Genomic DNA, 15,532 nt, shown 5'->3' with positions numbered 1-15,532 from the left:
TCGTCGACGAGGGCAGCAGCGCCGTGCACTCCGCCGGCCCTGCGATGGGTCCTCGCTGGCGAGGCCGCCGTCACGTCTTCGTGCTCATGACGTTCGACGGCGTGGTCGTACACAGGATGCGCCTGCGCGTGGTGAACGCATCCGCGCGGCGTCATGCCGCCCGGGCTTCGCGCAGCTCGAAGCGGGCCCTGCCGCCGAGTCGTGGGACCTGGGCCGGGTCGATGTGCGGTGGTGGGGTGAACCAGACCTCGGTCGGGCTGGCGTGGATGTGCCATCCGTCGCGGTGGATCATGTGGTGGCAGAAGCTGCAGAGCAGGACGCCGTTCGCCAGGTCGGTCGGGCCGGTGTCGCGTTCCCACCAGTCGATGTGGTGGGCTTCGACGTAGCCGATGTTCTGGCCGCAGGAGGCGCATCCGCCGTCGCGTTCGCCGAGAGCGAGGCGCTGGGCCTTGGTGAAGAGGCGGGCGGCTCGGCCGAGGTCGAGCGGGAGGCTGTCGCCGCCGAGGACGGCGGGGATGAGTTCGGCGTCGGCGGCCATGCGGCGGGCGGTGCCGGCGGAGATGGGCTGTTCGAGCCCGTCGATGCGCGCGTGTCCGATGCCGTCGACGAGGGTGTCGAGGTCCACGCGCACGATGACGGTGGTCTTCGCGAGCGGCGCGGCCGTCTGGGCGCAGCCGAGCGTATGGCGGGCGAGTGCTGCGAGCGCGTCGGCCTGGATCTGCGGAATCGACCGCCGATCATCGACCACCGGCGAGAGATCGCCGGGTTCGCGCCGGCGCAGTGCGTCGCCGACGAGTGCCTCGATCGCCACCTTGACCGGGGCTGCGCTCTCGGGGTCGAGACGGGCGTGGAGGTGCACCATGCCGTGGCTGTCTTCGCGCATGGTCAGCGAGCGTTCCATCCGGAGTTCGTCTTCGCGAGGCTCGACACCGTCGGGATCGAGCCGCGCCTCCGCCTCGCGCACTCCGCGCATCAGCGTCTCGAGTGGCACTCGCGCTGCCAGGTCGACCAGCGCCGCCTCGAACACGTCGACCCGGTTCGCCGCGGCCCGTGTCGCCGACCGGTCGAGCATCGAGGTGATCGCGGACGCCGCCTCGATGCTGATCGTCGCGGCGGCGAACGCGGCGGCGACGTGCGGGTGCCGCGCCGGCATCCGCTCACCGCTGAACGCCTGCCGCTCCGCCGTCGCCGCACCGACGGCGATCAGCCGGTGGGCTTCGGACCGCGAGCCGCCCGTCGCGGCCGCGATCAAGCGCACCGGATTGTGGAAGCCCTGCGCTTTCGCGAGCCCGTCGACGCCGAACTCCGGCCCGGACCGTTTCGCCGCCTCGGCAGCGACCCTGGCGAACACGGCGTCGATCTCACGCCGGGCCTGGGCGAGCGCATCGACGACCTGCACCAGGCCGGCATCGCCCATCCGTTCCACATCGACCTGAACCGCCCCGCTCGCCGGACCCCACGCCGGCATCGCACCCGCCCACGCCTCCCGCAGCGCTGCCACACCGCGCTCGAGCGCGACCAGCGCGTGCAGCGACGGGTGCGTCGGCTGCGCGGGTGCCGGGGCCTGTTCCATGCTTCGATCCTGCACCCACCCACCGACATCCGTTCGTGCCGGAAATCAATGCTGACCAGCGATTCTCGCTGTGGAGAAGTCGTCGAGAACGTGCCCTGTGGAGGAGGAGTCAGCTCGCCTCGCCGAGCTCTGTGATCGACGCGGACGTCGCCGGGCTGACGACGCCAGTGCTTCGAGCGGGTCGACGAGAACGGATGCCGCCGGCCGCCCCGCGCCATCCGCCCGCGCCGACCGCCCGGCTCGCGCCCGCTCTCGCGCAGGCGAGGTCTCACGCCGCCCCGAACGCGGCCGGCCGCGTCATCCGCCCCTCAGCTCAGCGCGACCAGCAGGCTCAGCACCGCCAGCACGGTGACGACCGGCGTCATCGTGTACCGCTCGGGCTTGCTGCGCGAGACGGCGTTCATCACGATGCCGAGCACGAAGTAGCCGAACACGATCCACATGCCCACCGTGGAGACGGCGTCGGGCACCACGTCGATCAGGTCGACGCGGTCGAGGGCGAGCACGGCGATGACGGCGTAGATGACGATCGACGCCAGGCTGCCGATGCGCAGCCTCGTCGGCAGCACTCGGTGGGCGCCGCCCCACGCGAACCGGCCGAGCGGTGCGCCGAGCGCCAGTGCGAGCTGGAACACCGCGAGCAGCGCGAGGATGATGGTCAGGGCGATCGCGGCGGCCATGGGCCGAGGATATCGGCGGCATCGGCCCCCACCTACCCGGCACCACCACCAGCCGCCGGATGTCGTCGACGAGCCGCACCGTGTGGAGCCCGTCGGCCGCGCGATGCGGTCGCGGAAGTGGATCTTGCAGCCGGTTCCGCACTCTGGTATCAGCTTGATACCAAGCGGTACGATGTTGTCGACGGAAGGACCGTGCCATGGCGATGACCCTGCGACTCGACGAGTCTCACGACCAGCTCCTCGAGGCTCTGGCCGCGAAGTTCGGACGGTCGAAGACCGAGGTCGTGCAGATCGCGCTCGACGACCTCGCGGCTCGTGCCGACAAGTCCGCCCGCACGCGTGCGGCCTTCGATCGAGTCCGTTCCCGCGACGCCGAACTGCTCGAGCGTCTCGCCCGGTGAGGGCGGGGCGCGAGGTCGAGTACCTCGACCCCGACGACGTCGAGGCACTGCTCGATGACGAGGGATTCCACTTCAAAGACGGCGCCCGCGGGCGCAACCTGCTGCTCTCGGCGCTTGCCGCACCGTTGCCCGTGTTCGGCGAGGAGGTGCACCCGACGCTCGACGAGAAGGCCGCGGCGCTGCTGGTGGCGCTGATGCGCAACCATCCGCTCGCCGACGGGAACAAGCGGCTGGCGTGGTTCGCGACCGTCGCGTTCCTCGAACTCAACGAACTCGACCTCGTGGTCGATGACGTGGCCGAGGCCGACCGGTTCCTCCGCGAGGTCGCAGCGGGTGCGGTCGATCTCGACGCGGTCGCGGCGTGGGTTCGCGACCGCATCCGTCCGCTCGCCTGACGCGTCGTGACCCGGCGCTTCGGCACCACTTCGGGGGATAGGTGTCGCCTCGTTCGGCTGTCAGGCTTCGCAGTACCACTGCGCGCGGCGAGATGCCGGCGGCCCGAGTGGAGGGGAAGTATGTACAACTTCGTGAATCGCCGGGGCAAGCGCATGATGCTCATGCCGTTCTACACCGATGATCCGGTCGTGCCGAAGAACTTCAAGGAACGCAACCTCGGCGATTTCGGATTCGCGTCGCCAGCTCACCCCCAGGCGGTCGAGAACGGGAAGGTCCTCAACACGGGGTTCGGGCGCAATGAGATGCTCATGTTCGTCGTGGGCGCTTCGGCGTTCGGCCCGTGGACGATCAAGACCGCGGATCATCACGTGATCACTCCGAACGCGGACAGGCAGCTGCTCGTCAGCGTCGAGGGAGCTGTCGCCCAGTTGACCGCGCGGATGACTGGTGTCTCACTTCCGCCCGCCCAGAGCCTGCAGGACGACAGCATCCAGGGAACGGTGATCGACATCGCCACTTCGCTCCTGAGCGGGTTGCTCTATGGGATCTCGGGTGCCGTGCAAGCAACCGCCCCAGTGTTGTACCCCCTCGGCATGGTGATCACGGTCGCGTTCGCGTCTCCCGACGCGACGGCGCCGCCGGCGCCACGGATCGACGAGATCGAGGATGCAGTTCGGGGCGTCGTCTCGGAGGCCCTCGACAAGCAGTCCGCCGAACGAGCCGGGGTTCTGTTCGCCCAGAACTACGAGTGGTTCGACCGCACCGGTCGCATCCTCGCCACGTACGGGACGGACAACGAGGCACCGCCGGCACATCTCGTCGAGGACTTCGAGAAGAACCTCGACGACGCGCTCAACCCGACGAGTGCCGACACCTTCATCGCCACCCTCGACTACGTCGCCAAGCATCCGGAGATCGGAAGGAACATCCTCGCCGAATACTTGCTCGGCGTTGCACTCGCCCTGCACCTCCAACGCATCCATCTGGCCAAGACTTACCTCGGAGCCACCGGTACCGCCATTGGAGCCATCCCCCAGAGCGAATTGGTCTCGTTCCAGAGCTTCGCGAAACGGCATCGCGCCGGTCTCGAAGCTGCTCGGACCGCATTCATCGCTATGCGGCGGGACCTCGTCGCCACCACGGGGCTGCAGGGCACGCCCGAGTCGATCGTCCCGGTCAGGTACATCACCAAGCACTACATCGGGGATTCCGAAGCGATACCAGAGGCGGGCTTGTCTGGGACCACGTTCTTCCCCGACAGCCCCGGCTACGATCAGTCGAAGCCGGACCGGGTGGCATCTGGATTTGCTGCACTCGATCAGATCATCGCCTACGTGGATAAGGATGTCGCCGGTGGCGCGCTCGGCAAGTGGCCCGAACACCTGCTGACTCTTCCGACGAGCGCTTCCTGAGCCCAGCCCGGCGAGCGCTCTGACGCAGCTCGGGTCTGCAGGAGGGGGACGGCGCGCAGTCTCGTAGCGCCTCGGTGGACGACCTGGGCCGGTCATGCTGAAGGATGTCGCGCAGGCATCCGGCGTGAGCATCTCGACCGTCAGCCGCATCCTCGACGACCGCACGCCGGCCTCCCGCAGCGAGACGGCGCAGCGCGTGCGCCGGGTCGCGGAGGAGCTCGGCTACCGCCGCAACGTGTTCGCGTCGAGCCTCCGGCGCAGAGCGACGGCGACGATCGGCGTGCCGGTGCCTCGCCTGACCGACACCGTGATGGCCCTCATGGTCCAGGCGATAGAGGAGGCCGCCGGCCGCCGCGGCTACTTCGCCGTCGTCGCGACGTGCGGCGACGACCCCGACGACGAGCGACGCGCCACCGAGACCCTGCTCGATCGCAACGTCGACGGCGTGATCCTCGCGACCGCCCGCCTCGACGACGAGCTCCCGGCGTCACTGCGCGCCCGCGACATCCCCCACGTCCTCGTGCTCCGCACCGACCGCATCAGCCCCTCGTCGCTCGGCGACGACGAGACCGGGGGATACCTCGCGACTCGCCACCTGATCGACCTCGGCCACCGCGACATCGCGATGGTGACCGGGCCGTGGTTCACCTCGAGCGCCCGCGACCGCCGTGCCGGCGCGGAGCGCGCCCTCCGCGAGGCCGGGCTCGCGATCGACGACGCCCGCATGCTCTCGGTCGGCTACGGCGTCGACGACGGCATCGAGGCGGGCATGCGCCTGCTCGACCGCCCCGACCGGCCGACCGCGGTGTTCGCCGCGAACGACAATCTGGCGATCGGCGTGATGACCGCGGCGAGCGGGCTCGGGCTGCGCATCGGCGCCGACCTGTCGATCGTCGGGTACAACGACATCCCGCTGGTGTCGCGGCTGCCGGTGGCGCTCTCGTCAGTGCGGACGCCGTTCGAGCAGATCGCCTCGACGGCGCTCGAGCTGTTGCTGTCGCCGGAGGAGGGGGAGCGGGGGATCCGGATGGCCCTGCCGACGCTCATCCCGCGGGCATCGACGGCGGCGCCGGGGCGCTAACTCGAGAGCGCGTGATCCTCCTCGACCGCGGCAATCTTCTCGACCGGCCGCCCGAACTCATCGGGATGGCGCTGGCGGGAATTGTCGTCCAAGCGAAGCGATCGTCGAAGGGCGGGCGCGACCGATTGCGCCGTGCCCGTCAGTCCAGCGGGCAGGCAGACCTCGCGCTTCAGCTGCAAGCCCAGATCATCGCCGGCGACAGCGCGGGGCTGAGCGCGTCATCGCGGACGGTCAGCGAGGCGGGCTCGCTTTCATTGCGGGCGCAACGGGCGATGTAGTCGTGACGGATGCCCGTCGGCAACTGGGCATGTTGGTCAGGCTGATCGCTGGATGCCTTAGTGTCGACGGTTTGCTCGCACATGCTGCTTGGCGAACCTGCCACCTCACGCCTCGAAGCTCGATCTTCTTCCCGATCCGCGGTTCGCTGCGCGGGTTCGCCGGTTACGGACGACGCGTGCCACTACCGAAGCTGCGACTCGAAGATCATCGTGCTCCCAGACGACGATCACTGTCCATCCGCGCGACTCGAGTTCCTTCACGATTCGTCGATCTCTCGCACGGTTGTGTGCAAACTTCTCCTGCCACCGGGGTGCGTTGCGCTTTGGAGGTATGCAGTGAGCCTCGCATCCGTGCCAGTAGCACCCACGTAGGTCGACGATGACCCTCGGGCGGATGAATACAAAATCCGCCCGATGGCGCATGTCCGGCTCGGGGCGAAACTGCAAACGGTATCGGAGGCCGGCAAGAGTCAGTTCTCGCCGCATCGCGAGCTCGAGCGTCGAGCCGCTGGACCGAGTCGCACGCATCCGGCGCGACGTCGCGTCGTCAGTCAACCACTCTTCGGTCACACTAGCGACGATACGCTTCGATGACGGCAGGCCCCACCACCAGGCAGCTGTCTTGGGCAATAGAGTGATCCGAACACAAGCGGATGAGATAGGGAGTTGCGCATGACCGGATCCGGTGCTGGCGAAGTAACCGAGGTTCGGCAGGTCCCGGCTGGACCAGTGAAGCGCTTCTTCATTGACATTCTGACGCGCGATATCGAGATCAATGCGGCCATTCTGGACTTGGTGGACAATTCCGTAGACAGTGCCCATGCAATGCGCCCCAATGGCGACTTCGACGGGCTTCGCGTAGACATCGAAGCTGTACCGGAGCGTTTCGCGATCTCGGATAATTGTGGTGGTATCTCACTGGATGCAGCCACAGAGTACGTGTTTCGCATGGGCCGCCCCGAAGACGCACCCGGGCTAGATTCCTCAATTGGACAGTTTGGTGTGGGCATGAAGAGGGCGCTTTTCAAGCTGGGAGATGCCTTTGTAGTGGATTCATCGACCGGTGCTTCGCACTTTACTGTCGAGCTCGACGTTAGGAATTGGGAAGACATTCCGGACGACTGGAATATGGACTTGGCTGTGCACGGACCAGGAGAGCGCGGATACCCGCCCAACGGCACGACGATCTTCGTCGAACCGCTTACTCCGGATGTAAGCGCGGTCTTTGGGGACATGGTTCGAATGAATCAGCTGCGAGATGAGCTTCGTTCCAAACATCGGATGGCAATCGAACGAGGGTTGGTCCTGACACTGAACGGCGCCGAACTTCCCAAGACCCCGACCGTGCTCTCCGTTGCAGCGCGTTCGGCGGCAGATCTTCATCCCCTTGTGGAGCGCTTCTCCCTCACGGACGACGAGGGACGCACGATCGACGTGGAGATCTACGCAGGTGTTTACAGCCGCACCGACGCCGACGAGGATGCGGAGCCCGAAGACGTCGCCACGGGTTCCGCCGAGGCAGGTTGGTACGTGTTCGGGAATGACCGCCTCTTGTTGGCGGCCGATAAGACCTGGCTGACTGGATGGGGCGGTGCAGGAAACTTGCCTCTCTTTCACAACCAGTATGCGCGGTTCCGCGGATTTGTCTATATGACCGCCGCCGACTCTGTCGCCTTGCCATGGAATACAACCAAGACTGGCGTCGAAAACTCTGACCCGGTCTGGCTGAAGGTGCGCGGAGAGATGATCAAAGCCGGAAAGGTGGTGATTTCTGTGCTCAATGACCTGAAGCTTGAGCGACGCGCGCTGAATACAGCGGCGGAAGAGTTGACGCCTGATGCAGTGCCAATTACCGCGGTCCTCGACTCGGCGAAGCCCGTTTCCGTCGCTGAACTGAAGACTGTCGATGCCAGGCCGCTCTCTATCGTCTCTGCCAACGATCGGCTCTCGGAGAAAGCTAGAGGCAAGCGAATCACCTATATGGTGAATGACGACGAATTCGATCAAGCTGCGGAGCTTCTGGGTGTTACAAAGGCTGTCGACGTCGGCCGAGGCACTTTTGGCTACTTTATGGCGCACGAGAGCGATCTCGACTGATGGCAAAGTCGTCGTTTGATTACCGCCATCGCCCGGCCAAGAACATCGAACGTCATCTAATCGTTGAGATGGCTCGGCGCTTCATGGACGCGCACAGAGGCGTGGAGTTCCAATACATCGGAATGGGAGCGCTAGAGTTCCTGGATTTCGAGCTGATGCATCGTGTGCTCAACATAAAGCGCATGTACTCTATCGAGAGTCGCGAGCCGGCCCGTTTTGAGTTCAATAAGCCGTTCAAGACAATTCAAGTCGTCCATGGGTTTACGACGGATGTATTCCGACGTGGCGATCTGGATTTCACAAAGCCGACAATCATGTGGTTGGATTACACCGCGAGTCTTAATGCTTCAGTCCTGGCCGACCTAATCACAGTTGCACGCGGATTGGCTTCGCCGAGCATGTTTCTTGTTACGTTGAACGCCCAGCCCGTTTCGCCGCTCACCAATCGTCTGCAGGAATTTGAGTCCCGAATCGGTGCGCAGTTTGTACCACCGGGGGTCTCGGATTCCTCACTTGGTCGTCATGGGCTGGCCGAGGCTCAGCGAACAGTCGTCGACTCCGTGCTCAAGAGCGCGGTGCGGGAACGAAAGGACTCGACGCGCTGGGCACAATCTCTGAACTTCCACTACCGAGATAATGCGCTGATGCAGACTGTCGGAGGCTTTCTTCTGCCGACAGATATCACTGACCGCGAGATCCGCGAGTGGCTGCGGGGCATGGATTACTACATGCCCGCGGAGACGTACTTGGACCTTCGAGTGCCGGTGGTGACGGCCCGGGAGCGGGCGATCCTTGATCGCCAGCTCCCGAAGGTGGCCAAGTCTCCCCTGAACATGTCGTTCATACCGGCAGAGGACCTCGCCGCATATCGAAGGGTCTATCGCTATCTCCACCTTGCTGGGTTGCAGTCCGCAGCAGAGACCACTTGGACCGCGTGATGGCGCTACCTGCGACAGAGATTGTCGCGCGGTCCTCGGAGGTGGGTTGGCTGAGCGATCGCGTTCTCCTGAGAGGTCGGTGTGTCTGCGCAGCCATGTCAGAGGTCGGTGTGAGGGTGTGGCAGTGAACGAGTTGCGTCCGGTCCGTCGTCCCGTGGCGATCGACCTCTTCGCGGGTGCTGGCGGTCTTAGCCTGGGCTTTGAGTCCGCTGGGTTCGATGTTCTTTCTGCGGTTGAGTACGACCCGGTTCATGCAGCGACCCACTTGTTCAACTTCCCTCGAGCAGACGTCGTTTGCGCTGACATCGCGAGTCTTCGAGGTGAGGATCTGATCCGATCTGCGCGAAAAGGCTGGTCTGCCCACTATCCGGAGAAGGACTGGGACGGCGTGGTTGATGCCGTGATCGGTGGACCTTCGTGTCAGGGCTTTTCTGCGATGGGGCGACAGGATGCGTCTGATGAGCGCAACCGCTTCATCCTGGAATTCGTGCGACTCGTCGCGGAGGTTCGTCCGCGGGCCTTCTGCATGGAAAATGTCCCTGGCCTTCTCGATGCACGTTTCGATGAGATTCGGAGCAGGGCCCTGCGTGCGCTCAGCGCTGCCGGATATGAGTTTGTTGGACACGAAGACGTCTTGCACGCCGAGGACTTTGGTGTTCCGCAGCGACGTCGCCGAGTCATGATACTCGGTGTCTTGAGAGGTGAAGGTTCCCCTCAACCGCCGAAGCCGACAGGTGCAAGAGTGTTCACGGTCGCTGACGCCTTGGAAGGATTGCCCGAACTCAAGCGTCGCGCCCCAGTCACCACTACTGACTCACTTCGGCTGTCTACCCGTGCGCTTCGGAACTACCTTGATGCGAGAGGCGATTTCATTGAGTTCGCGGATGTTAAGGGGCGGGCCATTGACGGACTTGGACATCCGCGCGATTTTCAGCCTCAAAAGTTGCACGGTTATCGGTCTACTCTGCACAGCGCGAGTTCGGTCGCTCGGTTCCGGGCAACTGCACAGGGCGCGAAGGAACCGATCAGTCGCGCCTATCGCTTGGCTTGGGATCAGCCCGCGCTCACATTGCGGGCCGGGACGGGCCGGGAGCGCGGATCTTTCAGCGCTGCCCGACCTCTGCACCCTGTCGAGCCGCGAGTTGTGACCGCCCGCGAGGCCGCGCGACTTCACTCCTTTCCAGACTGGTTTAGGTTTCACACGACGAACTGGCACGCGCACAGGCAGATCGGCAACTCTGTCCCACCGTTGCTCGCACGGGCCGCTGCTATCGCCCTGCTTGCCGCACTTGAGTCGCATCCGCAGGCGAGTGCACTCGGAAGGGCCTGCGACAGCGACGAACGACTGTTGAGCTTTAGCCCGACTGAAGCTGCGAGATTCTTCGAGGTCGCCGAGGATCAGGTGCCGAAGCGGCGCCGAACAGCGATGGCGCCGCTTCAGGGCTCGGCGGCGTAGGGATAGCGTCGCTCGAAGCCGAGTAACTGGCAAGACGGTCTTCGTCGCTGCCCGGTCCTTCGAAGGTGTTGCTGCGCACTTGCCGACTGGGGCGCAGTGGGCCAGCTGCAGCCCGTAGGAACCTGCCGGGAATATCGGCAAAGGCCCCACGTTGAACTTGAGCGTACCCAACTCAAGTTCCCCAGGAGGACCTAGGTGCCCGACAACTTCAACGAGGCCGGCGCGAGCTCGTTCGACGAGTTCCTGAGCCGCTACCTCGCGGGTGAGCAGGCCAGGCAGGCGCGGTCGATCGACCTCAGCCGGTTCCTGACTTCGCGCACCCAGAGCATCCTGCAGCGTGCCGGACGCTTCGCGCTCGAGCGCGGACAGACCGAGCTCGACGCGCTGCACATCCTGCGCGTCATCGTCGAGGACGAGTCCGTCGCGCAGGCGATCACGCGCGTCGGCGCGACGCCCGAGCGCATCATCACGGCGACCGAGGCGCGGCTGCCCGCGGGTCTCGATACGGGCGCTGACGCGTCCTACTCGACCAGCGAGCGGGCGAACGCGGCGACCATCACCCCGTCGGCGTCCCGCGCGCTGTTCCACGCGTACCAGGTCGCACGCTCGAGCGGTTCGACGTACATCGACCCCGAGCACCTCTTCTTCGCACTCGTGCTCGGACAGGACGCCCCCGCCGGGCAGGTGCTCGCGCGCGGCGGCGTCACCGCTGAGGCGCTCGCGGCCGGCCTGGGGGAGCACGTGGCATCTGATGCCGACGAGGACGGGTCTCGATACGGCGCTGGCGCGCCTACTCGACCGGCGGAGGGGGAGTCCGCCACGCCCATGCTCGACAAGTTCGGCCTCGACCTCACCGAGCGCGCAGCGAACGGCGAGCTCGACCCCGTGATCGGGCGTGCCGACGAGATCGAGCAGACCATCGAGATCCTCAGCCGCCGCACGAAGAACAACCCCGTGCTGATCGGCGAGGCCGGCGTCGGCAAGACCGCGATCGTCGAGGGCCTCGCCCGCGCGATCGTCGAGGAGAACGTGCCCGAGCAGCTGCTCGGCAAGCGCGTCGTCGCCCTCGACCTGCCCGCCATGCTCGCCGGCACCCGCTACCGCGGCGACTTCGAGGAGCGCCTCACCAAGACGATGGAGGAGATCGCCGCCCACAAGGGCGAGCTGATCGTCTTCGTCGACGAGGTGCACAGCGTCGTCGGCGCCGGCGGAGCCGGTGAGGGCATGGACGCGGGGAACATCCTGAAGCCGCGCCTCGCCCGCGGCGAGCTGCACCTCGTGGGTGCGACCACGCTCAAGGAGTACCGCACCATCGAGAAGGACCCCGCGCTCGAGCGCCGGTTCCAGCCGGTTCGCGTGGGGGAGCCCTCGATCGAGGACTCCGTGCTGATCCTGCAGGGCCTGCGCCCCGCGTACGAGGAGCACCACGGCGTCACCTACACCGACGACGCGCTGCGCGCAGCCGTCGAGCTCTCCGCGCGGTACCTCACTGACCGCGTGCTGCCCGACAAGGCCATCGACCTCATCGACCAGGCCGGCGCGCGCCTGCGCCTGAAGCTGGGCGTGAAGGTGGATGTTTCGGGGCTGATCGCCCGGCTCGCCGACCTGGAGGCCGACAAGAACGCGGCCGTCCGCGCCGAGCACTACGAGGAGGCCTCGCGCATCCGTGACGAGATCGAGAAGGTGCAGGAGCGGCTGGATGCCGCCACCTCCGGTGGTCGAGTCGCGACGAAGGAGCGTATCGAGACCACGACCGAGGGTCTCGATATGGGCGCTGGGGCGCCCTACTCGACCACCGTGGGGGAGGCGGAGATCGCCGCCGTGATCTCGCGGGCCACCGGCATCCCGGTCAACCGGGTCACCGAGGGCGAGCGCGAGCGCCTCGCGAACCTCGAGGGCGAGCTGCACGCCCGGGTCATCGGGCAGGATGACGCGGTCACCGCCGTCTCCCGCTCGGTGCGGCGCAACCGCACCGGCATGGGCGACGCGAAGCGGCCGGTGGGCTCGTTCCTGTTCCTCGGGCCGACCGGTGTCGGCAAGACCGAGCTGGCGCGTGCGCTGGCGTCGTCGCTGTTCGACGACGAGGGCGCGATCATCCGCTTCGACATGAGCGAGTTCGGCGAGCGGCACACCGTGTCGCGGCTCGTCGGCGCCCCTCCCGGCTACGTCGGCTACGACGAGGCCGGGCAGCTCACCGAGCGGGTGCGGCGCAACCCGTACTCGATCGTGCTGTTCGACGAGATCGAGAAGGCGCACCCCGACGTGTTCAACCTGCTGCTGCAGGTGCTCGACGACGGACGCCTCACCGACGGCCAGGGTCGCACGGTCGACTTCCGCAACACGGTGGTCATCATGACCTCGAACCTCGGTTCCGAGTTCCTCGCGTCGCGGTCGGGTGCGCTCGGGTTCGTGGCGTCGACGGATGGCTCGGGGTTCTCGTCTTCGGAGGATGTCCGCGCTCGCGTCATGGGCAAGGTGCGTGAAGCCATGCGGCCGGAGTTCCTGAACCGCATCGACGAGATCGTGCTGTTCCAGAAGCTCTCGTCCGCTGAGATCGCGTCGATCGTGCGCCTCATGCTGGGCGCGACCTCGGCGCGGCTGGCCGCGCGCGAGATCGCGTTCGAGGTGACGGATGCCGCGTTGGCGCTCCTCGCGGAGCGCGGCTACGAGCCCGAGTACGGTGCCCGTCCGCTGCGTCGCCTGATCCAGCGCGAGATCGACGACCGCATCGCCGACCTCTTCGTCACCGGCGCCCTCGGCGACGGCGAGGCGGTGCGGGTGGATGCCGCGGACGGCGCGTTCGTCGTGGCATCCGTGCCCAACGCGACGGTGTCGCTCGCTGCTTAGTCCGGTGGTCGAGTAGCACCGCCGCAGGCGGCGCGTATCGAGACCACACGCACCGAGACGAACGCCCGGCCTCTCTCGAGGCCGGGCGTTCGCGCATTCGCGTCAGCGGGAGATCACCTTCGGTGACGAGACCGCCTTCAGGCCGTGCACGCCGAACTCGTGACCGTAGCCCGACGCCTTCGTGCCGCCGAACGGGATGTTCGGGTTGAGGGCGCCGTGCTGGTTGATCCACACCGTGCCAGCCTGGATGCGGCGGGCGACCGCAACGGCCTCGTCAGGGTCGCTCGACCACACCGAGGCGCCGAGGCCCTGCTCCGAGGCGTTGGCGCGGGCGATCGCGTCGTCGACATCCGTGTACCGGATCACGGGGATGACGGGACCGAACTGCTCCTCGTCGACCAGGGCCGCACCGTCGTCCACGTCGGCGACGACGGTCGCGCGATAGAACAGCGGGCCGAGCTCGGGGGCGGGCTCGCCGCCGGCCACCACGCGCGCGCCGCGACCGCGGGCATCGTCGACGAGGCGGCGCACGATGTCGAACTGCTTCTCGTTCTGCAGCGGGCCGAGAACGTTGCCGGCGTCGAGGCCGCGGCCCATCGGCATGGCCTGCGCCATCCCGGCGAGCGTGTCGACGACCTCGTCGTACACCGAGTCGTGCACGTACAAGCGCTTCAGCGAGGCGCAGGTCTGGCCGGTGTTGATGAAGCAACCCCAGAACAGGTTCTCGGCGATCGCCGAGACATCCGTGCCCGGAAGCACGATCCCCGCGTCGTTGCCGCCGAGCTCGAGCGTGAGCCGCGCCAGGTTCTGCGCCGACGACTCGACGATCCGGCGACCCGTCGCCGTCGAGCCGGTGAACATGATCTTGTCGAGCCCAGGGTGGGCTGCGATCGCCGCGCCCACCTCGCGGTCGCCCGCGACGACCGTGAGCACGCCCGCCGGCAGGTGGCGGTTGAAGACCTCGGCCAGCGCGAGTACCGACAGCGGTGTGTACTCGCTGGGCTTCACGACCACCGTGTTGCCCATGCGCAGCGACGGCGCGATCTGCCAGACCGAGATCATCATCGGCCAGTTCCACGGCCCGATGGCGCCGACGACGCCGAGCGGCTCGTAGTGCAGTTCGGCGCGGGCGGCGCCGTCTTCGAACACGACCTCGGGTTCGATCGGGGTGTCCGCGGCGTTCCGCGTCCAGGCGGCGCACGCACCGACCTCGAAGCGCGCGTTGGGCCCGTCGAGCGGCTTGCCCTGCTCGCGGGAGAGCAGCACCGCGAGCTCCTCGGCGTTCGCCTCGATCTCGTCGGCGATCGCTTTCAGGATGCGGCTGCGCTCGCCGTGCCCGAGCGCGGCCCACGCGGGCTGCGCGGCGCGGGCGGCGGCGATCGCGGCGTCGAGGTCGGCGACGGTGTGCACCGGCGCGTGGCCGATGACCTCCCGCGTCGCGGCATCCGGAATCGGACGCCCGGTGGCCTCGTCGGCGGTGATGGCCTCGAGGATCGTGGTGGGGTGCGTGGTCGACATGGGTTCCTCCAGAAGCGTCGTCGCGTCGGTCAGTCGGTCGGGTAGGCGGTCTCGTTGAGGACCGTGAAACGGCTGTCGAACGGCAGGTGCACCGGGGCGAGGGTCGGGCCGTCCCAGCAGAACATGCGGCCGATCGAACGCTGGGCCACGAGGTCGATCACGAGGAACGATTCGACCGGCATGACCGACTCGCTCCAGTGCAGCATCACGATGCCGTCGCCGAGTTCGTAGACCGTCGCCGGGTCGACATCCGCCAGACCCTGCTCGGCACCGCGGATGCAGTGCCAGACGAACGTGCCGTTGTTGAGGTAGATGTGCTCGTAGTGCTCGCTCGGGCTGTAGCGGTAGTAGATGCGCTTGCCCACGAGTGCGCTCGAGCGGTGCAGCGGCTCGATCTCGCCCGTGCCGGCGACGCGCCCGGTGAGCACGGCGGTCTGCATGCGGACTTCGCCCTGCCGATCCACGAAGCTCGAGTCGGCGACCGTCACGCGGCCGTCGTTCCGGTCGAGCACGATCGAGACGTCGCTCGCGTGCGCGCCCTCGCCCTTGATGAACTCGATGAAGTAGAGGCCGGGTCGCGCCTCCACGGCTCGGTACGGGTGGGTGCCGGTCATCCCGGTGCCGTCGCCCTCGGTGATCGTCCAGGTGACGGTGCCGCCATCGAAGCGGTGGGCGATGGTCCAGCCGTTGTCGAAGCGGATATCGAAGGTCGAGCCTTCGAGCGCGTCGGTCGCGCCGAGGCTCGGCTCGCCGAAGCCCTCGAGCATCGCGGTGACGTCGGGCCACTCCTCGACCGGCACGTAGTCCTGCTCGATCGGGGTGGTCGTGGAAGTGGAAGTGCTCATGATGGGTCCT

At 66.8% G+C, this 15,532-nt stretch carries 14 protein-coding genes; 9 read left to right on the top strand and 5 right to left on the bottom strand.

What is annotated here, in order from left to right; genetic code table 11:
• Positions 1 to 151: 151 nt before the first annotated feature.
• Both GLX25_RS12980 and GLX25_RS12975 read right to left on the bottom strand, forming a co-directional pair.
• Complete coding sequence (locus GLX25_RS12980) at positions 152 to 1,573, bottom strand: HNH endonuclease signature motif containing protein (protein WP_240898340.1); 1,422 nt, start codon at positions 1,571 to 1,573, stop codon at positions 152 to 154.
• A 308-nt stretch (positions 1,574 to 1,881) separates the two neighbouring features.
• Positions 1,882 to 2,253: a hypothetical protein gene (locus tag GLX25_RS12975; RefSeq protein ID WP_155842861.1), complete on the bottom strand. Its 372-nt coding sequence runs from the start codon at positions 2,251 to 2,253 to the stop codon at positions 1,882 to 1,884.
• 197 nt (positions 2,254 to 2,450) lie between these two features.
• Here GLX25_RS12975 and GLX25_RS12970 point away from each other — a divergent pair, with 197 nt between their 5' ends.
• From GLX25_RS12970 to GLX25_RS12950, 5 genes are all read left to right on the top strand, one after another.
• Positions 2,451 to 2,654, top strand: a complete 204-nt coding sequence (locus GLX25_RS12970) for a TraY domain-containing protein (RefSeq protein WP_155842860.1) — start codon at positions 2,451 to 2,453, stop codon at positions 2,652 to 2,654.
• Positions 2,651 to 3,049: a type II toxin-antitoxin system death-on-curing family toxin gene (locus GLX25_RS18905; protein WP_205719893.1), complete on the top strand. Its 399-nt coding sequence runs from the start codon at positions 2,651 to 2,653 to the stop codon at positions 3,047 to 3,049. The genes GLX25_RS12970 and GLX25_RS18905 overlap by 4 nt, the downstream gene beginning before the upstream one ends.
• 120 nt (positions 3,050 to 3,169) lie before the next feature.
• Entirely contained in the window at positions 3,170 to 4,462 is a 1,293-nt protein-coding gene (locus GLX25_RS12960; RefSeq protein WP_155842859.1) for a hypothetical protein, read from the top strand.
• 94 nt (positions 4,463 to 4,556) lie between these two features.
• Positions 4,557 to 5,543, top strand: a complete 987-nt coding sequence (locus GLX25_RS12955) for a LacI family DNA-binding transcriptional regulator (protein ID WP_155842858.1) — start codon at positions 4,557 to 4,559, stop codon at positions 5,541 to 5,543.
• Positions 5,544 to 5,554: 11 nt separating this feature from the next.
• Positions 5,555 to 5,821: a hypothetical protein gene (locus GLX25_RS12950; protein ID WP_155842857.1), complete on the top strand. Its 267-nt coding sequence runs from the start codon at positions 5,555 to 5,557 to the stop codon at positions 5,819 to 5,821.
• Positions 5,822 to 5,926: 105 nt separating this feature from the next.
• On the opposite strand, the gene GLX25_RS19405 is transcribed toward GLX25_RS12950, so the two are convergent.
• Positions 5,927 to 6,643 carry a PDDEXK family nuclease gene (locus tag GLX25_RS19405; protein WP_155842856.1) on the bottom strand — a complete coding sequence of 239 codons (717 nt, stop codon included), beginning with the start codon at positions 6,641 to 6,643 and terminating at the stop codon, positions 5,927 to 5,929.
• Between GLX25_RS19405 and GLX25_RS12940 the strand changes: the two genes are divergently transcribed.
• From GLX25_RS12940 to GLX25_RS12925, 4 genes are all read left to right on the top strand, one after another.
• Positions 6,551 to 7,918 (top strand): ATP-binding protein, encoded by a 1,368-nt coding sequence (locus tag GLX25_RS12940; protein ID WP_166548793.1) that lies wholly within the window; start codon positions 6,551 to 6,553, stop codon positions 7,916 to 7,918. The two genes, GLX25_RS19405 and GLX25_RS12940, sit on opposite strands and share 93 nt — an antisense overlap.
• A complete protein-coding gene (locus GLX25_RS12935) occupies positions 7,918 to 8,856 on the top strand; it encodes an O-methyltransferase (RefSeq protein ID WP_155842854.1) in 939 nt (312 codons plus the stop codon). Before GLX25_RS12940 ends, GLX25_RS12935 begins: the two co-directional genes overlap by 1 nt.
• A gap of 124 nt (positions 8,857 to 8,980) precedes the next feature.
• A complete protein-coding gene (locus GLX25_RS12930) occupies positions 8,981 to 10,312 on the top strand; it encodes a DNA cytosine methyltransferase (RefSeq protein ID WP_166548792.1) in 1,332 nt (443 codons plus the stop codon).
• Between the two features lie 195 nt (positions 10,313 to 10,507).
• On the top strand, positions 10,508 to 13,159 hold the full coding sequence (locus tag GLX25_RS12925; RefSeq protein ID WP_166548791.1) for an ATP-dependent Clp protease ATP-binding subunit: 2,652 nt from the start codon (positions 10,508 to 10,510) through the stop codon (positions 13,157 to 13,159).
• Positions 13,160 to 13,261: 102 nt separating this feature from the next.
• Here the strand turns inward: GLX25_RS12925 and GLX25_RS12920 are convergent, their stop codons facing one another.
• Entirely contained in the window at positions 13,262 to 14,677 is a 1,416-nt protein-coding gene (locus tag GLX25_RS12920) for an aldehyde dehydrogenase family protein (RefSeq protein ID WP_155842852.1), read from the bottom strand.
• A 29-nt stretch (positions 14,678 to 14,706) separates the two neighbouring features.
• Positions 14,707 to 15,522, bottom strand: a complete 816-nt coding sequence (locus GLX25_RS12915) for a MoaF C-terminal domain-containing protein (protein ID WP_155842851.1) — start codon at positions 15,520 to 15,522, stop codon at positions 14,707 to 14,709.
• Positions 15,523 to 15,532 lie beyond the last annotated feature (10 nt).

The organism is Agromyces luteolus (assembly GCF_009729855.1).
GTDB lineage: Bacteria > Actinomycetota > Actinomycetes > Actinomycetales > Microbacteriaceae > Agromyces > Agromyces luteolus.
Note: the sequence above shows the minus strand (reverse complement) of the source record. Positions and strands in the feature narration are given on the sequence as shown.